The following is a 15819-nucleotide window of genomic DNA, read 5'->3' as shown; positions in this document are numbered from 1 at the left end:
CCAAATGTCCCTGTTTTTGCTGTTCGAAAACTATGATCTCCCTCAGCCAAACCAAGGTGAATGTTGGTTAAGTTTTGGTTTAACCAAAATCCCTGACGAACGATGGGTACAAAATTTCGATTTTATAACCCCTTGGCGACAAGACTTTTTAAAATTTATTAACGCCAAATTCCGCTGTTACCCCCAAGTAAGAAAAAATTTCAGCTATGACGGCGCGCTTTTACAACTTGGCAAATACCGTGGTCTCAACCAAAATGCTTTTCTTGACCTGTTAGAACGCGTTAAGCCCGGCGGGTGGATTGTCGTCGGTGGGGATAAAACTGTCGGTGCAGCTTCAATGATGAAATGGATTCAAACGATTATTCCTGTCACCGATAAAATGTCTAAAAACCACCGCCTTATATTTTGGCTTCAAGTGCCACAACGGATAAATGAACAAAATATTTCGCGCTTTCGCTCACTGCCACTTAATTTTGGGAGTCAGTTTCAGACCACTTCCGGTATGTTTTCTCATGGTCGCATTGACCCAGGATCGGCCATGCTTGCTGCCCATATACCTGAAATTATTTTCGGAAAAACTGCTGATTTCGGTGCCGGTTGGGGCTTCCTTTCTTATGCTGCGCTTGAAAAAAGCAGAAACTTAACCGCAATAGATCTTTATGAAGCCGACTATAATTCTTTAGAAGCAGCCAAACGACATTTGAAACATATAAAAACCTCTCTTTCGATCGGTTTTTATTGGCATGATCTCATTAATGAACCTATTACGGATCTTTATGACACAATTATTTCAAATCCACCATTTCACACCCAACAAGCTGCAGATGTATCACTGGGAAAGCATTTTATCAGCAACGCCGCAAAATATCTGAAACCCCACGGCAGTCTGCTTCTCGTTGCTAACCGCCACCTTCCTTACGAAATATTGTTAAAAAAACTCTTCCGTACAGTTTTTATACACGAAGAAGCTCATGGTTTTAAAGTCATTGAAGCACGCCAGCAAATTAGATAAATAATAATCTCCTAAAGAATGAAACGTGAAAGGTCTATGTCAGAAGCAAGGTCACCTATAGATTGCCTGACATAAGCGGCGTCAACCTTAAACGAAGTCCCTGCTTTATCAGGTGCCGTAAAAGAGATATCGTCTAAGACGCGTTCCATAACTGTTTGTAAACGACGTGCCCCAATATTTTCAATTCTCGCATTTAAATCAACAGCAATATCTGCCAAAGCATCAATTGCATCATCAGTAATTTCTAAATGAACTTCTTCTGTTGCCATTAAAGCGATATACTGTTTAATCAGACTAGCTTCGGGTTCAGTAAGGATACGCCGTAAATCTTCCCGCGTTAAAGCATTCAATTCTACACGAATAGGTAAACGACCTTGAAGCTCTGGTAATAAATCAGATGGTTTAGCTACATGAAATGCGCCAGAGGCGATAAAAAGGATATGATCTGTCTTAATTTGCCCGTATTTAGTAGAAACTGTCGTTCCTTCAACCAAAGGTAACAGGTCTCGTTGAACTCCTTCGCGTGAAACAGCGGCACCTACTCCACCATCTCGCGTCGCAATTTTATCAATCTCATCAATGAAGACAATTCCGTCATTTTCCGCAACACGAAGCGCCTCTTGAATAATTTTATCCTGATCAAGAAGTTTTTCGGATTCATCATCAATTAATGGTTTAAAGGCGTCTTTTACTGTCGTTTTACGTATCTTCGTACGCGTACCCATTTTGCCAAAAATATCCGATAAATTCATAATACCCATTTGTGCACCAGGCATACCAGGGATATCAAAAGTTGGAGCATTATTATTGCTATGATCGGCCACTTCAATCTCGACCTCTTTGTCATCCAATTCGCCTTCGCGTAATCTCTTACGAAAACTATCACGGGTAGCGGGGCTTGCCGTCTTACCGACAAGAGCTTCTAAAACCCGCTCTTCGGCGTTAATATGAGCTTTCGCTTTCACCTCATCCCGTTTTTTTTCACGAACAAGAGAAATCGCTATTTCAACGAGATCACGAATAATTTGTTCAACATCACGACCGACATAGCCAACTTCGGTAAATTTAGTTGCTTCTACCTTAACGAAAGGCGCTCCGGCGAGTTTTGCTAATCGGCGTGCTATTTCCGTTTTCCCAACACCAGTCGGCCCTATCATCAAAATATTTTTAGGCATAACTTCTTCACGCATCTGCCCTTCAAGCTGCTGCCGACGCCACCGATTGCGCAGTGCAATAGCGACAGAACGTTTAGCATCTTTCTGGCCAATAATAAAACGATCAAGTTCAGAAACGGTTTCGCGAGGGGAAAATACAACACACATTTAAATAGCTTTCTCTAAAGAAGATAACTCAGCGTCCAATGTCTCAATCGTAAAATTGTCATTGGTGTAAACACAAATTTTAGCTGCAATGCTCATAGCCTTATATGCGATAGTTTCCGCATCCAAATCTGTATCAATGAGTGCACGTGCAGCCGACAGAGCAAAATTGCCCCCAGAACCAATTGCCATAACCCCATCTTCCGGCTCTAATACATCGCCAAGACCGGTTAAAGCCAAAGTCACCTTTTTATCAGCCACAAGCATCATCGCCTCAAGACGACGTAAATATCGATCAGTTCGCCAATCTTTTGCAAGCTCTACACATGCACGCATTAACTGATCAGGATATTGCTCAAGCTTCCTTTCTAGTCTTTCCAACAATGTAAAAGCATCCGCTGTAGCACCAGCAAAACCAGCAATGACTGCACCACCTTTTCCGAGACGGCGTACTTTACGTGCATTACCTTTCATAATCGTTTGTCCAAGTGAAACCTGCCCATCGCCGGCTATAACCACTTTATCACCCTTTCGTACAGTAATAATAGTAGTACCGTACATTCTATCGGGCTTATGCTCTGTCATAAAAAACTCCTTAATTATCGCTTCCCTTTGTCAAACATAAAATACCAACCGTCAACCTTTCTATTTAAGAATATACACTGCAAAACACAACGGCTGAACACAATTCAATTTTTTAACTGAGTGCAACTCAATTTTTTGGAATGAAAAAAATGATATTATTGTTGTCCTCTGAAATTATTGCTACATAACCTTCGCAAACTATTTACAATTCAAAGGAAAAACGATGAAAAGGGTGGCAATAGGAACATTAGGAGGAACGATTGCGACAGCTGCCGATAGTGATGGCCAAATGCAGCCTATTTTAACCGCTGAAATGCTCGTAAAAAATGTTCCTGGTTTAAAAAATATTGCTGATATTCAGGCTCAAACGTTAACACAATTGCCAAGCGCATCTTTATCTTTTGAAATTCTTTTTGAAACGATAGAATGGGCAGCAGCGCAAATCGAGGCAGGCGCAAGCGGTATTGTCATAACGCAAGGGACTGACACGCTGGAAGAAACAGCTTTTTTTCTTTCCCTTTACTGGGATAAAGCTGAACCACTCGTCGTGACCGGCGCCATGCGCACCCCGTCCGAAGCTGGCGCTGACGGACCAGCCAATCTTTTGGCAGCGACCCGTGTCGCAGCTTATCAGCAGAGCCGCAACAGAGGCGTCTTAGTTGTGATAAATGACACCATCCATTCACCTTACTGGGTGCAAAAAAGCCACACCTTCAATGTCGAAACATTCCAATCTGGCCTGGCCGGCACTTTGGGGACGATTTTGGAAGGAAAACCTATCTATTTCAATAACCGAAATTTCTGTCCTACAACTTTTTCGCTACCCAAAAATGACGATCACCACGTAGCGTTACTGTATTCCTCTCTGTCATCTGATACAAATTTGATAAAATTTTGCCTCGAAAGTGGATATTATTCAGGCATCGTCATTGCTGGATTTGGCGCGGGCCATTGCAGTTTTAAAGCAGCAGATATTGTGCGACAATATGCATCCAAAATACCAATCATTATTGCCAGCCGCTCTTATAATGGTCCAACAGCTCGTACAACTTACGGCTATAAAGGCTCAGAAATCGATCTAATTGCTGCTGGTGCTTTAATGTCTGGATATTTATCAGCAGCAAAATCACGTTTACTTTTGTGGACTTTTTTGGCACAAGGCCTGTCACGAGCGCAAATCAATACACATTGGAATGACTGGACTATAAGTTGAAAGAGCGTCAATGATTATCTTAAAGAAAAGAATATGCGAAACAAAACTTTTTTAATAATAAAACAGCAATCTTTTTCATCTGCCGTCATTGCTACCGCCTCCGACAAAATTCTTTTGAAGTAAAGTCGGTACAAATAATCGATATTATTATGCTAAAAATCAAACACAAATATGATTTGGCCGATTACGCCTCCGGACAATATTCTCCTTATAGCATCTTTACTGCTGAAGAATGGTCCGAGTTTCGTGCGGATACACCGCTTACTTTAACCTTTGATGAAGTTAAACGTCTAAGATCAATTGGTGATCCAATTAATCTTGAAGAGGTGCAGCGCATTTATCTCTCTTTATCGCGTCTCTTATCGTGCCACATTGAAGCAGTACAGGAGCTTTTTCAAAAACGCCGGCAATTTTTGCATCAAAAAAGAACAAAAAAAACTCCTTTCATCATTGGAATTTCAGGATCTGTTGCTGTAGGAAAATCAACCACTGCGCGCATTCTTCAAGAACTTCTGAAACGTTGGGCATCCAATCTTAAAGTTGATCTGATCACAACTGATGGTTTTCTCTATCCTAATGCTGTGTTGCAGAAAAAAAAACGCATGAATCGCAAAGGTTTTCCTGACTCCTACGATATTAAAAAATTGCTGCGATTTCTTTCTTCCATAAAAGCTGGTATCGGCAATGTCCGTGCGCCACTTTATTCGCATATGACCTATGATGTCTTGGAAAATCAGAATATTATCATTGACCGGCCCGATATTTTAATCGTTGAAGGTGTCAATGTACTTCAGGTTGGTAACTTCCCTAACGATAAAAAAATCGTGCCGTTTATTTCAGATTTTTTTGATTTTTCGATCTACGTAGATGCAGAAATAAAAATGATCCGGCATTGGTATATAGAACGTTTCAAACGTTTACGTAAAACAGCATTTCAAAATCCTGAATCCTATTTTCATCGTTACGCACTGTTGAGTGAAGAAGAAGCTTTAAAAATTGCCGAAGATCTCTGGTGCACAATTAATCTAAAAAATTTACAGGAAAATATACTACCAACACGACCGAGGGCTAATCTTATTTTACGGAAGGGAAGAAACCATTTTGTAGAATATGTAGCTCTCCGAAAATTATAAGGACCTAATAGGCATGCCCGAACAGCAGATTAACTTTACCTCAACACGTGCCGATAACAGCTTTCCTATCCTTTTAGTTTATTCAAAAGATATTGCTGATTTATCACTTGATGCGTCAACCACCGCTTGGATGAAAGTCCATGACTTTACCGGTAAAGCAGGGCAGATATTATTTGTTCCTCAAGAAACGGGACAATTAAAAAAAGTGTTATTCGGGCTGGGTAGTGGTGAAGAGCCTTTTATTACCGGCCTCCTCGCCAAAAACCTTCCAGCTGGCCATTGGCATTTCGAAGGAGCAGCTGTAAATGAAATAAACACCTATTTGGGATTGGCATTAGGAAGCTACCAATTTAATCAATATCGCCAAAATCCTGTTTTTAAATCATTATCGATTCACGTTCACGAAGAGATTGATCTAGGTGAGCTTAGACGGATTTATGAAACTGTCTTTTTTGTCCGCGATCTCATTAATATTCCGGCTAATGATATGAACCCTGATGCCCTCGAAAAAGTGGCGTGCCAACTGGGACAAACCTACAGCGCTCATATTAAAACTATTCGCGGAGATGAACTTTTGAAACAAAATTTCCCGATGATCCACGCTGTAGGACGTGCGAGTATCTCGGCACCGCGCCTCATTGAGCTACAATGGGGGCAAAAAGAGCACCCTAAAATAACATTGGTTGGCAAAGGTGTAACTTTCGATACCGGGGGATTAGATATTAAATCAGCGAATAATATGCTGACTATGAAAAAAGATATGGGTGGTGGTGCGCACGTTTTGGGGCTAGCTAAACTTATTATGGATGCCAAACTACCTTTCAGTCTACAAGTTTTGGTCCCAGCTGTTGAAAATGCAATTTCTGATAATGCATTCCGGCCAAGTGATATCCTCAAAAGTCGTAAAGGGTTCAATGTGGAAGTCGGCAATACAGACGCTGAAGGTCGGCTTATTCTTGCTGATGCACTGACCTACGGTGATGAACAAAGCCCGCAGTTTATGCTTTGCATGGCCACCTTAACGGGTGCTGCTCGCATAGCATTAGGTCCGGACCTTCCTGCATTTTATTGCGATGATTCGATATGGGCGCAAAAAATTTCTCAATCTGCTAACTCGGTTGCTGATCCCCTTTGGCAAATGCCACTTTGGAAGCCCTACAAAGAAAAATTATCATCGCCAATCGCAGATCTCAATAGCACAGCAAGCGACAATTCCGCCGGCTCTATAACCGCTGCTTTGTTTCTTAGCTCTTTCGTCGAAAAAGCCAAATATTTTGCCCATTTTGACCTCTATGGGTGGGTAGAAAAAGAAAAACCCGGCCATCCCGTAGGCGGAAACGCACAAACTCTCCGTGCCCTTTACGACTTTTTCAAAAATGAAGTCTAATACAAATAATACACAAAGACCTAAATTATATGCATTCAGGGGCAATTTTGTGCATGATTGCCTTCAAAAAGACAGATATTTTGCTCATTTTGATCTTTACGGATAGGTAAAAACAGATCATCCCGTAGGTAAAAATGCGCAAATTATCTTTAAAAACCAGGTCTAACGTAAATAGCACACAAAGATACAAAATTACGCACGTTCAGAAATGGTTTTCAGGTCGGCACTTTCAAAAAGAAGTCGCAGCGTAACGTTTTTCAAGAAAAAATGGAACGTTGTGGCGTAGCTGTTGTTGGCCTTTTTTAAGTGCAAAATATAAAGGACAAAAAATGGAAAACCAAAACCCACAGTTACATACATGCACAACTGACCTCAAAAATCAGAACTCTAAAAAAGAAACCACACCCCGCCCTTTTACCCAAGGGGAGATAAAACGCGTCGCCACCGCTGTTGCTGGTTTATTTAAGGATGAGAGCCCAACTAGCGAAAGGCAAACGGAATGCCTCTTGGGGGAAGAGCTTCTAATCTTAGAAGAAGGGGAAATTATGTCACGTGTCCAATTGCTTAAAGACGGCTATGTGGGGTATATTGATGCAAAGGTCCTTTGTGCGCCAACCATAAAGCAAACCCACATCGTTTCAGTGCCACGTACTTTTCAATATTCACAAGCTGACCTACGCAGTCCTATGGAAAGGGCCTTATCTATGGGCAGCAAAGTGAGTGTTGTTGATAAAGCTGAAACACGCGGCACAATGTATTCTATCCTTGAAAATGGGAGTGCAATTATTTCTCATCATCTCAGTCTCGTCGGAGATGTATTCGAAGATTATGTCGCAGTTGCACAAACATTTATTCACACACCCTATCTTTGGGGCGGAGTCAGTGGTTTTGGTGTTGATTGCTCAGGATTAGTGCAACTTTCAATGATGATGGCCGGCCAAATGGTTTTGCGTGATACGAGCGTGCAACAGAAAACCATAGGGAGGCTACTCACAGAAAGTGATAGCCTTCAACGAGGTGATTTGATCTTTTGGAAAGGCCACGTCGCTATTATGATCGATCACGAAAATATCATCCACGCGAATGGAGGTTCCATGGATGTTTCAGTTGAGCCTTTAGAAGAAGCAATCGCACGCATTGCTAAACACCACGAATATCCCGTAGCTAAACGCCGTCCAGATCAGAAACATGATGCAAACTCTCATAATTGAGAACAGCGTTCACAACCCATTCACGGAACGCGACGCCGACCGCATTGCGTTTGTCGCTGTGCTGACCGCCCTACTCGTATAAAGAAACGGGACTTTCGCTTCTAATTCTCTTTGTAGGAGCAAAAATGGTCCTCCCTTACCGCGCTGATTTATAAAAATTAGATATCGCCAGCTTTCCCTAAAATCCCGGGTCAATATATCCGTTCGCTAGATGATCTTGGACACAGCGCCACCGTGTTATAACGCACCACATTAATTAAGTTGATTGAAGGCGCACATACCCCCCCACCTTCTCAGGAAGTCAAAATTCCCTATTAAACCCGTAGTTAATCGCCTTTTATGAATATATCCAAGTCTTTGAAGCTTTGCATCATTTTTAAGTTATTATTTTACAATGAATTCTAAATTGTTTAGACCTCCTTAACAGAGATATGTTACAGCCTGAGATGCCGAAAAACTACCTTTCAAATCTTAAATTGAAAGCATATAAAAAGTGGAAAAATAGTTAAAAATGAAAAATTCTATTTGGTTTCGATTTTCCTTATTCTCGTCGTGTATATCGATAGCAACAGGGCTTTTGTTTTGTTCTCTCACTTCTTTGCATGCGCAACATGCCCAAATACTCAATCAAAATGTGGGACCAAGTGGTCTGCCTCTTCCACGGTTTGCTTCAATTAAACCTACTCGCGTTAATGTCCGCGTCGGACCAGGAAGCGATTATTCTGTCGTCTTTATCTACCAAAAAAAAGGCTTGCCTGTCGAAATCACTCAAGAATATGACCAATGGCGCAAAATTCGTGATGCCGAGGGCGATGAAGGGTGGGTTTATCAATCACTTTTGTCAGGAAAACGAACCGCAATTACTATTCCCTGGCAAAAAGATAAAATGAAAAGACTTATGCTACGCCGTACTCCCACAAATGAGTCCGCACTTATAGCGGAAGTAGAGCCTAACATCGTTGGCAATATCCGCCGATGCGACGGGCACTGGTGCGAATTGGATATTCAGAATGTCCGCGGCTGGATTCCCCAAACCCAATTATGGGGAATTTATCCCGATGAAAAAATTAAAGGCTGATGAACTTTAGCCCGGCTTATTTAGCTTTTTTCCTAAAATCAGGTTAGATTCTTCGGTCTTAACCGAATGATTAAATCAACGTGAGAAATTTCCATACCCTCCGGCGGTGTAGGCAAATTCTCAATGATGGGGGACCCTTCCAAATGATCAGGGATGTCAAGAATGCGATTTTCTTTTTCGATATAAAAATGATAATGATCAGATGTGTTCGTGTCAAACCAAGTTTTTGAGCCTTCTACGGCAATAATCCGCAATAAACCAGCTTCCGTAAATTGATGAAGGGTATTATAGACCGTCGCTAAAGACACAGGGACGCCTAATCTGATTGCTTCTTCATATAATTCCTCAGCAGCAATATGACGATCACCTTGAGAAAAAATCATATTAGCGAGCTCCATCCGCTGACGCGTCGGCCGCAGACCACTTTCACGCAAACGCTCCTCTAATTCAGATAAAGAATGATAATCCACAACTCTCTCACGGGCTGTTTTTCTTCATTAAACCCCAAATTGCCCGCGCCTACCGGCAAATTATAAAGCGCAGAACACTTACATTCAAGCTAAGGCCGGTATTCAGTGAACTGAAAAAGACACAAAACATGGACTTTTTATTCTGTTTCCAATAACCTTTCACATTAAGATACATAAAAAAGACTTTTTGTCATCCAAAATAAAATAAAATCGTTTCCCTCTCTTTAAAATTTGCTCTAAAAGTAGGTTAGTAGAAGGCGCAGAAAGTGAAAATGTACGCAAATAAATGGAGTAACAATGGCTGAACAAAAGTCCCGCTATACTTATGAAGAGCTTCTGAGCTGCGCTCGCGGCGAAATGTTTGGTAAAGGTAATGCACAATTGCCTACGCCGCCGATGTTGATGATTCATCGAATCACTCAAATTAATGAAAATGGCGGTGCATACAATAAGGGAATGGTCCGTGCGGAATTCGATATTACTCCGGACCTATGGTTTTTTAATTGCCACTTTATTGGAGATCCTGTGATGCCGGGGTGTCTCGGTTTAGATGGTATGTGGCAATTAACAGGTTTTTTTCTCGGTTGGTTGGGTGAGTTAGGAAGGGGACGCGCTATATCAACAGGTGAAGTAAAATTATCCGGTATGGTAACTCCACAAACCCGGTTACTCGAATACGGAATAGATTTTAAACGTATCCGGCGCGGAATTTTGGTTTTGGGAATAGCTGATGGATGGATGAAGGCAGACGGGGAAACTATCTATAAAGCGAGTGATTTACGCGTTGCTCTATTTAAAAAAGACTGAGCATTATTTCAATCAGAAGAGACGTCTCGTTGTTCTGTATGAATCATGGAGGTATAAATGCGTCGAGTTGTTGTAACCGGAATGGGAATTATCTCCGCGATTGGAAATGAACCTCAAGCCGTTTTAGCCAGTTTGCAAAACGCAAAATCAGGGGTTTCCTATTCGTCAGAGTATGCTAGACTAGGCTTCCGTAGCAGAGTGTATGCCAAGCCCAATGTCGATGTAGAAGGATTAATCGATCGACGGGCTCTGCGTTTTCACGGCCGTGGAACAGCATGGAATCATATTGCCATGAGTCAAGCAATTACTGATGCGGGTTTAGAACCGAGTGAAATATCAAATGAACATACCGGTATTATTATGGGCTCTGGGGGGCCCTCGACTCGTTCAATCGTTGAAGCAGCAGATACTACACGTCAACAAGGCCCAAAGCGGGTTGGCCCTTTTGTTGTGCCTAAAGCAATGAGTTCCACGGCTTCGGCAACTCTCGCTACTTTTTTTAAAATTAAGGGAGTGAATTATTCTATTTCTTCAGCCTGTGCCACATCTAATCATTGCATAGGGAACGCTTATGAAATGATACAATACGGTAAACAGAATCGTATGTTCGCAGGTGGCTGCGAAGACCTAGATTGGACATTATCCGTTTTATTTGATGCTATGGGGGCCATGTCCAGTAAATATAACGACACGCCAGCAGAAGCTTCACGTGCCTATGATGTTAACCGTGATGGATTTGTTATCGCTGGCGGGGCTGGTGTTTTGGTTCTTGAAGAACTAGAATTAGCCAAAGCGCGCGGAGCGAAGATCTATGGGGAAATTGTCGGGTACGGCGCTACGTCTGATGGATACGATATGGTCTCTCCATCTGGTGATGGGGCAGAACGGTGCATGCGTATGGCCCTCGCAAGGGTGAATGACAAAATTGATTATATCAATCCTCATGCAACGGCAACACCAGTTGGTGATCCCCCTGAAATAGAGGCAATTCGCCGTATCTTTGGATCAGGTGATCAATGTCCCCCCATCTCTGCTACGAAATCTCTGACAGGCCATTCCCTGGGCGCAGCAGGTGTTCAAGAAGCGATTTATACATTATTAATGATGAATCATAATTTCATCTGTGAAAGTGCTCATATTGAAGAGCTCGATCCAGCTTTCATTGACATGCCAATCGTCCGTGAACGCCGTGATCATCAAGAACTTAATACTGTATTATCAAACACTTTTGGTTTTGGTGGAACTAACGCAACACTTATTTTTCAACGCTACACATAAATGGAGCTTCTCGGTTGATTAAAATAGCATGGGTCTTACGGAGAATGATATGAAAAGTTTGATGGAGGGCAAACGTGGCCTTATTATGGGGGTCGCAAACGACCATTCGATTGCTTGGGGCATCGCATGTCAATTAGCGAAAGCGGGGGCTGAATTAGCGTTCACTTATCAAGGAAATGCTTTTGGAAAACGCGTTCAACCATTAGCAGAAAAGCTCGGTTGCAAATTATTATTCGAATGTGATGTTGAAAAAATTGAAAATGTCGATCACGTCTTTAAATGTCTTGAAAAAGAATGGGGGACGATCGATTTTGTTGTTCATGCCATTGGTTTTTCGGATAAAACGCAATTAAAAGGACGCTATGTTGATGTTACAACGCGCGAAAATTTTAATCGTACAATGGTCATTTCAGCCTATTCCTTTACTGAAATTGCTCAACGCGCAGTTAAGCTCATGCCTAACGGTGGTACACTCTTAACACTCACCTATGGGGCTTCGCAAAAAGTTGTGCCGAATTACAACGTTATGGGCGTCGCTAAAGCAGCTTTAGAAGCTATGGTACGTTATTTAGCTGCTGATTTTGGCCCTCAAAATATCCGTGTCAATGCAATTTCAGCTGGCCCCATTCGAACTCTAGCCGGTAATGGCATTGCGGCTGCACGCGCGATCTTCGCGTATCAACGCCGCAACTCACCATTGCGCCGTACTGTGAACATCAATGAAATTGGAAAATCCGCCCTTTATCTGCTCTCTGATTTGTCGTCAGGTGTCACCGGTGAGATTCATTATGTTGATTCAGGTTACAACATTACGTCTATGCCGATACTCGAAGAATTAAAACAAAGCGACGAAATTCAAGAGGAACAGTCATACAAAGTATAAAAAACGGCAAATTCTCCCATTTTAAGGACTTTTACAAATCTTAATAGGGGCTTTAAGCTTCCAAAATTCTGCTGAGAAGACGGTATCGTTTGCCGTCGGGGGGGGGAGTGGCGTTTTCATGCATCCAGAATTAAAGCGCGCGCTCCGTCATAAAACAGCAAATTTTATCACTGTCACCGCCCGAGCAGGCGCCCGCGCGCCCGGCGGCCGTTCAGTTAACGCCCACGTATCCGGGAGTTACTCCACTAAAATTCACGCGTCCGGCGACTTCTCTATTAGCATTTATGTATCCGAGCAACTATTCCGTCGGAGCCTTTGCGCTCGACGACTGCTCTTCTGGTATAGTCCTACTCACTTCTGACTCAATGATACGCCCCGACCCACCCATCATATTATAGTTCAAATGGGAAATAGCCCACCACGTGCCCCCAATAATGATAAAAACACATATAACCGTAAACCACAAAGAAATCAGATTCCATTTAGCATCTGGGCCAGAATTTAAGTGCAAAAAGAAAACAATCTGCACAGCAATCTGGATAAGTGCCATCCCAATGAGATAAATGACCTTTGTACTAATTGCCCAGCTTTCCATCATTCCATACATCACAGGAAGAAAAGAGCCTAAGGTAAAAAATACAGCCAAAATGAAGCCAATTAAATAAGGACCAGTACTTGGACCGTGTATTTCATTGTGAGTACTCATTACAGTGCCCCTAATAAATAAACCATAGTAAAAACGCCAACCCAAACAATATCAAGTAAATGCCAAAAAATTGAGAGGCACGCTAAGCGTGTCTTATTATACTGATCTAAACCACTGCGCCGCAAATGAAAAAACATCACAATCATCCAAAGCAACCCAACGCTTACATGAAGCCCGTGGGTGCCGACTAAAGCAAAAAATGCTGACCAATAGGCAGATAAAACTTCCCGCCCAAAAAGCTGTACACCTGTTTCAGGATCAATCCCAGCATAAGCACCGAAATCGTGATAATATACTTCGCTTAAAAGTTCACGGAATTCGTAAATCTCCATCCCTACAAAGCAAAATCCAAGCACAAAGGTGAGAGCCATCCATAAGCGTACGCCGGCTAAGTTATCCTTATAGGCTTGCACCATCGCAAATCCATAAGTAATTGACGACAGCAGTAAAATAGCCGTTTCAACTAAAACAAAATTTAAATTAATAAATTCATTACCAGCCTTTCCTGCACCATAAGATGCAGAAAATACCGCAAAACTCGAAAACAACGTTGAAAATAAGATTAAATCCGAAAGAATATAAATCCAAAATCCAAATATCATCACCGAACTATTGTCGTGATTGTGCTCGTCCGCATGCGCGTTATTCATTGTCGTCGCGCTCATGTTCTCGCTCCTTGTTCTCTAAGAACAGCCGTAAATGCATCTTCCGTTTTTTGCACCTCTTCCGCTGAAATATAATAACCATGATGATCGCCCACTAACGAATGACCAATAATCGTTGCAGCGAATCCGACTAACCCAATCGCAGCGAGCCACCAAATATGCCATACAAGTGCAAAACCAACAATTAATGAGAAAAAACCTGCAATAACGCCCGCCGACGTATTTGACGGCATATGAATTTTTGTAAACCCACTTATTGGGCGCTGATAACCCCTCTTCTTCATATCCCAATAAGCATCTTCGGTCTGCACCTCTGGAATAATCGCAAAATTATAAGAAGGAGGTGGTGAAGAAGTAGACCATTCAAGGGTACGCGCATCACCCCAAGGATCATTCGACGTTATCGGCAAGCGCCCTTTATGTTTAATACCATACCAAACTGCCAAAACGATTTGTAACACAAAGCAAAGAATACCAAGGAGAATAATACAAGCCCCTGCCGCGGCAATAATAAACATCGGCTGCCAACTAGGCTCGATATAATGCTGAAGGCGACGCGTAGCCCCCATCAAGCCAAGCGTATAAACTGGGAAGAACGCGAGATAGAAACCGATAAACCAGCACCAGAAAGACGCGATACCCAGTACACGATTCGGCTTAACACCAAAAGCTTTCGGAAACCAAAAAGCGAGCCCCGCCAAATAAGAAAAGATAACGCCACCGATAATCGTGTGGTGAAAATGGGCTACCAAAAATAGAGAATTATGGAATTGCCAATCGGCCGGCACAATCGACATTAAAACGCCCGTCAATCCACCCCCAACAAATGTAAACAACATCCCCATACACCAGAGCATAGGAGGCTCAAAGCGAATCCGCCCTTTATACATAGTTAACAACCAATTAAAGACTTTAACACCCGTTGGAACCGCGATGATCATCGTCGCAACACTAAAAAAGGTGTTCACAGCTTCACCGCCGCCCATTGTAAAGAAATGGTGCCCCCAAACAAGGAGAGAAAGAACTAAAATAACTAGAATCGCCCATACCATTGAACTATAACCAAAGAGGCGTTTTGAAGAAAAAGTCGGCACAATTTCAGAAACAATCCCGAAAGCAGGAATGACCAAAACATAAACCTCAGGGTGACCAAAAATCCAAACATAATTGATCCACACCATAGGATTCCCGCCAGCAGTGTTGGTGAAAAAATTCATGCCTAAATAACGATCACCTGCTAATAACGCAAACGCCACAGCCAAAACGGGATAAATAATCAAAATAAGAATATTGGTAACGAAAGCGGCCCAGCAAAAAACAGGCATCCTCATCATCGTCATCCCTGGAGCACGCATTTTAATAATAGTCGCTATAAAATTGATTGCCCCCATCGTTGTTGCGATACCAGAAAGCTGGAGCGACCACAGATAATAATCCACCCCTGTATCTGGACTGCCTTGCAACTCTGAAAAAGGCGGATACATTAACCAACCACCACGGCCAAAATTGCCAATGCCCAGCGATATATTAATTAACACCGCTCCTGCAGCTGTGATCCAAAATCCTAGATTATTTGCGAATGGAAAAGCAACATCGCGAGCACCAATCTGAAGTGGCACAAGATAATTGAAAAGGCCAAATAAAATCGGCGTGGCCATAAAGAAAATCATAATGACGCCGTGAGCCGAAAAAATCTGGTCAAAATGCTCAGGTGGCAAATAACCCGCTGTTTCATCTCCAAGCGCCAGAGCTTGATGTGTCCGCATCATAATCGCGTCAGCAAAACCACGAACAAGCATGATAATGCCGAGGATGATGTACATAATACCGATACGTTTATGATCAACTGTCGTAACCCAATTGCGCCAAAGAACTCCCCACCAGCCTAGCACCGTTAAAGCAATAATCGCGACTAAAGCACCCGAAACAATCGCGATACACGTATAAAGAACGATTGGCTCATGTGTAAGTGCATGAAAAGCACCTGCTGTAGGATCTGTGAGTCTTCCAAACATTTCTCAACCTATATCAAATAATATCTTACGTTTACAAAAAACCTTTTTATTTTAAAG

The 15819-nt window shown here is 42.3% G+C and carries 14 protein-coding genes and 1 pseudogene; 9 read left to right on the top strand and 6 right to left on the bottom strand.

Annotated elements, in window-relative coordinates; translation table 11 throughout:
- Positions 1 to 4 precede the first annotated feature (4 nt).
- Positions 5 to 1012, top strand: coding sequence for a class I SAM-dependent methyltransferase (locus BANH1_RS00725; protein WP_015397539.1), 1008 nt, complete (start codon positions 5 to 7; stop codon positions 1010 to 1012).
- Between the two features lie 11 nt (positions 1013 to 1023).
- On the opposite strand, the gene hslU is transcribed toward BANH1_RS00725, so the two are convergent.
- Positions 1024 to 2334: an ATP-dependent protease ATPase subunit HslU gene (gene hslU / locus BANH1_RS00720; RefSeq protein WP_015397538.1), complete on the bottom strand. Its 1311-nt coding sequence runs from the start codon at positions 2332 to 2334 to the stop codon at positions 1024 to 1026.
- Positions 2335 to 2916, bottom strand: coding sequence for an ATP-dependent protease subunit HslV (hslV, locus tag BANH1_RS00715; RefSeq protein WP_015397537.1), 582 nt, complete (start codon positions 2914 to 2916; stop codon positions 2335 to 2337).
- Between the two features lie 223 nt (positions 2917 to 3139).
- Between hslV and BANH1_RS00710 the strand changes: the two genes are divergently transcribed.
- The 5 genes from BANH1_RS00710 to BANH1_RS00690 all read left to right on the top strand — a co-directional run bounded on the left by BANH1_RS00710 (position 3140) and on the right by BANH1_RS00690 (position 8938).
- Positions 3140 to 4129, top strand: coding sequence for an asparaginase (locus BANH1_RS00710; RefSeq protein WP_015397536.1), 990 nt, complete (start codon positions 3140 to 3142; stop codon positions 4127 to 4129).
- 149 nt (positions 4130 to 4278) lie between these two features.
- Positions 4279 to 5262 (top strand): type I pantothenate kinase, encoded by a 984-nt coding sequence (coaA, locus tag BANH1_RS00705; protein WP_015397535.1) that lies wholly within the window; start codon positions 4279 to 4281, stop codon positions 5260 to 5262.
- 13 nt (positions 5263 to 5275) lie between these two features.
- Positions 5276 to 6649: a leucyl aminopeptidase family protein gene (locus tag BANH1_RS00700; RefSeq protein ID WP_015397534.1), complete on the top strand. Its 1374-nt coding sequence runs from the start codon at positions 5276 to 5278 to the stop codon at positions 6647 to 6649.
- A 329-nt stretch (positions 6650 to 6978) separates the two neighbouring features.
- Positions 6979 to 7860: a C40 family peptidase gene (locus BANH1_RS00695; RefSeq protein ID WP_015397533.1), complete on the top strand. Its 882-nt coding sequence runs from the start codon at positions 6979 to 6981 to the stop codon at positions 7858 to 7860.
- 511 nt (positions 7861 to 8371) lie between these two features.
- Complete coding sequence (locus BANH1_RS00690) at positions 8372 to 8938, top strand: SH3 domain-containing protein (RefSeq protein WP_015397532.1); 567 nt, start codon at positions 8372 to 8374, stop codon at positions 8936 to 8938.
- 38 nt (positions 8939 to 8976) lie between these two features.
- Here the strand turns inward: BANH1_RS00690 and irrA are convergent.
- Positions 8977 to 9467, bottom strand: a pseudogene (gene irrA / locus BANH1_RS00685) (iron response transcriptional regulator IrrA).
- A gap of 238 nt (positions 9468 to 9705) precedes the next feature.
- Here irrA and fabA point away from each other — a divergent pair.
- From fabA to fabI, 3 genes are read left to right on the top strand one after another with little or no spacing between them, the layout of a single operon-like run.
- The gene (fabA, locus tag BANH1_RS00680; RefSeq protein ID WP_015397530.1) at positions 9706 to 10215 is read left to right on the top strand and encodes a 3-hydroxyacyl-[acyl-carrier-protein] dehydratase FabA; all 510 of its coding nucleotides are present in this window, start codon (positions 9706 to 9708) and stop codon (positions 10213 to 10215) included.
- A 57-nt stretch (positions 10216 to 10272) separates the two neighbouring features.
- Positions 10273 to 11493 carry a beta-ketoacyl-ACP synthase I gene (gene fabB / locus BANH1_RS00675; RefSeq protein WP_015397529.1) on the top strand — a complete coding sequence of 407 codons (1221 nt, stop codon included), beginning with the start codon at positions 10273 to 10275 and terminating at the stop codon, positions 11491 to 11493.
- A gap of 49 nt (positions 11494 to 11542) precedes the next feature.
- Positions 11543 to 12376 carry an enoyl-ACP reductase FabI gene (gene fabI / locus BANH1_RS00670; protein WP_015397528.1) on the top strand — a complete coding sequence of 278 codons (834 nt, stop codon included), beginning with the start codon at positions 11543 to 11545 and terminating at the stop codon, positions 12374 to 12376.
- Positions 12377 to 12674: 298 nt separating this feature from the next.
- Here the strand turns inward: fabI and cyoD are convergent, their stop codons facing one another.
- From cyoD to cyoB, 3 genes are read right to left on the bottom strand one after another with little or no spacing between them, the layout of a single operon-like run.
- Positions 12675 to 13082 (bottom strand): cytochrome o ubiquinol oxidase subunit IV, encoded by a 408-nt coding sequence (cyoD, locus tag BANH1_RS00665; RefSeq protein WP_015397527.1) that lies wholly within the window; start codon positions 13080 to 13082, stop codon positions 12675 to 12677.
- Positions 13082 to 13747, bottom strand: coding sequence for a cytochrome (ubi)quinol oxidase subunit III (locus tag BANH1_RS00660; protein ID WP_015397526.1), 666 nt, complete (start codon positions 13745 to 13747; stop codon positions 13082 to 13084). The genes cyoD and BANH1_RS00660 overlap by 1 nt, the downstream gene beginning before the upstream one ends.
- Positions 13744 to 15762, bottom strand: coding sequence for a cytochrome o ubiquinol oxidase subunit I (gene cyoB, locus BANH1_RS00655; RefSeq protein WP_015397525.1), 2019 nt, complete (start codon positions 15760 to 15762; stop codon positions 13744 to 13746). The genes BANH1_RS00660 and cyoB overlap by 4 nt, the downstream gene beginning before the upstream one ends.
- Positions 15763 to 15819: the final 57 nt, after the last annotated feature.

The sequence above is a fragment of the Bartonella australis AUST/NH1 genome (assembly GCF_000341355.1).
GTDB lineage: Bacteria > Pseudomonadota > Alphaproteobacteria > Rhizobiales > Rhizobiaceae > Bartonella > Bartonella australis.
This window is presented reverse-complemented; position numbering and strand designations above follow the sequence as displayed.

What these genes read in the sequence shown, in the direction of transcription:
- coaA (WP_015397535.1), top strand. Translation starts at nt 4,279, where the DNA reads ATGCTAAAAATCAAACACAAATATGATTTGGCCGATTACGCCTCCGGA.
- fabI (WP_015397528.1), top strand. Translation starts at nt 11,543, where the DNA reads ATGAAAAGTTTGATGGAGGGCAAACGTGGCCTTATTATGGGGGTCGCA.
- BANH1_RS00695 (WP_015397533.1), top strand. Translation starts at nt 6,979, where the DNA reads ATGGAAAACCAAAACCCACAGTTACATACATGCACAACTGACCTCAAA.
- BANH1_RS00690 (WP_015397532.1), top strand. Translation starts at nt 8,372, where the DNA reads ATGAAAAATTCTATTTGGTTTCGATTTTCCTTATTCTCGTCGTGTATA.
- hslU (WP_015397538.1), bottom strand. Translation starts at nt 2,334, where the DNA reads ATGTGTGTTGTATTTTCCCCTCGCGAAACCGTTTCTGAACTTGATCGT.
- hslV (WP_015397537.1), bottom strand. Translation starts at nt 2,916, where the DNA reads ATGACAGAGCATAAGCCCGATAGAATGTACGGTACTACTATTATTACT.
- BANH1_RS00710 (WP_015397536.1), top strand. Translation starts at nt 3,140, where the DNA reads ATGAAAAGGGTGGCAATAGGAACATTAGGAGGAACGATTGCGACAGCT.
- BANH1_RS00725 (WP_015397539.1), top strand. Translation starts at nt 5, where the DNA reads ATGTCCCTGTTTTTGCTGTTCGAAAACTATGATCTCCCTCAGCCAAAC.
- cyoD (WP_015397527.1), bottom strand. Translation starts at nt 13,082, where the DNA reads ATGAGTACTCACAATGAAATACACGGTCCAAGTACTGGTCCTTATTTA.
- fabA (WP_015397530.1), top strand. Translation starts at nt 9,706, where the DNA reads ATGGCTGAACAAAAGTCCCGCTATACTTATGAAGAGCTTCTGAGCTGC.
- fabB (WP_015397529.1), top strand. Translation starts at nt 10,273, where the DNA reads ATGCGTCGAGTTGTTGTAACCGGAATGGGAATTATCTCCGCGATTGGA.
- BANH1_RS00700 (WP_015397534.1), top strand. Translation starts at nt 5,276, where the DNA reads ATGCCCGAACAGCAGATTAACTTTACCTCAACACGTGCCGATAACAGC.
- cyoB (WP_015397525.1), bottom strand. Translation starts at nt 15,762, where the DNA reads ATGTTTGGAAGACTCACAGATCCTACAGCAGGTGCTTTTCATGCACTT.
- BANH1_RS00660 (WP_015397526.1), bottom strand. Translation starts at nt 13,747, where the DNA reads ATGAGCGCGACGACAATGAATAACGCGCATGCGGACGAGCACAATCAC.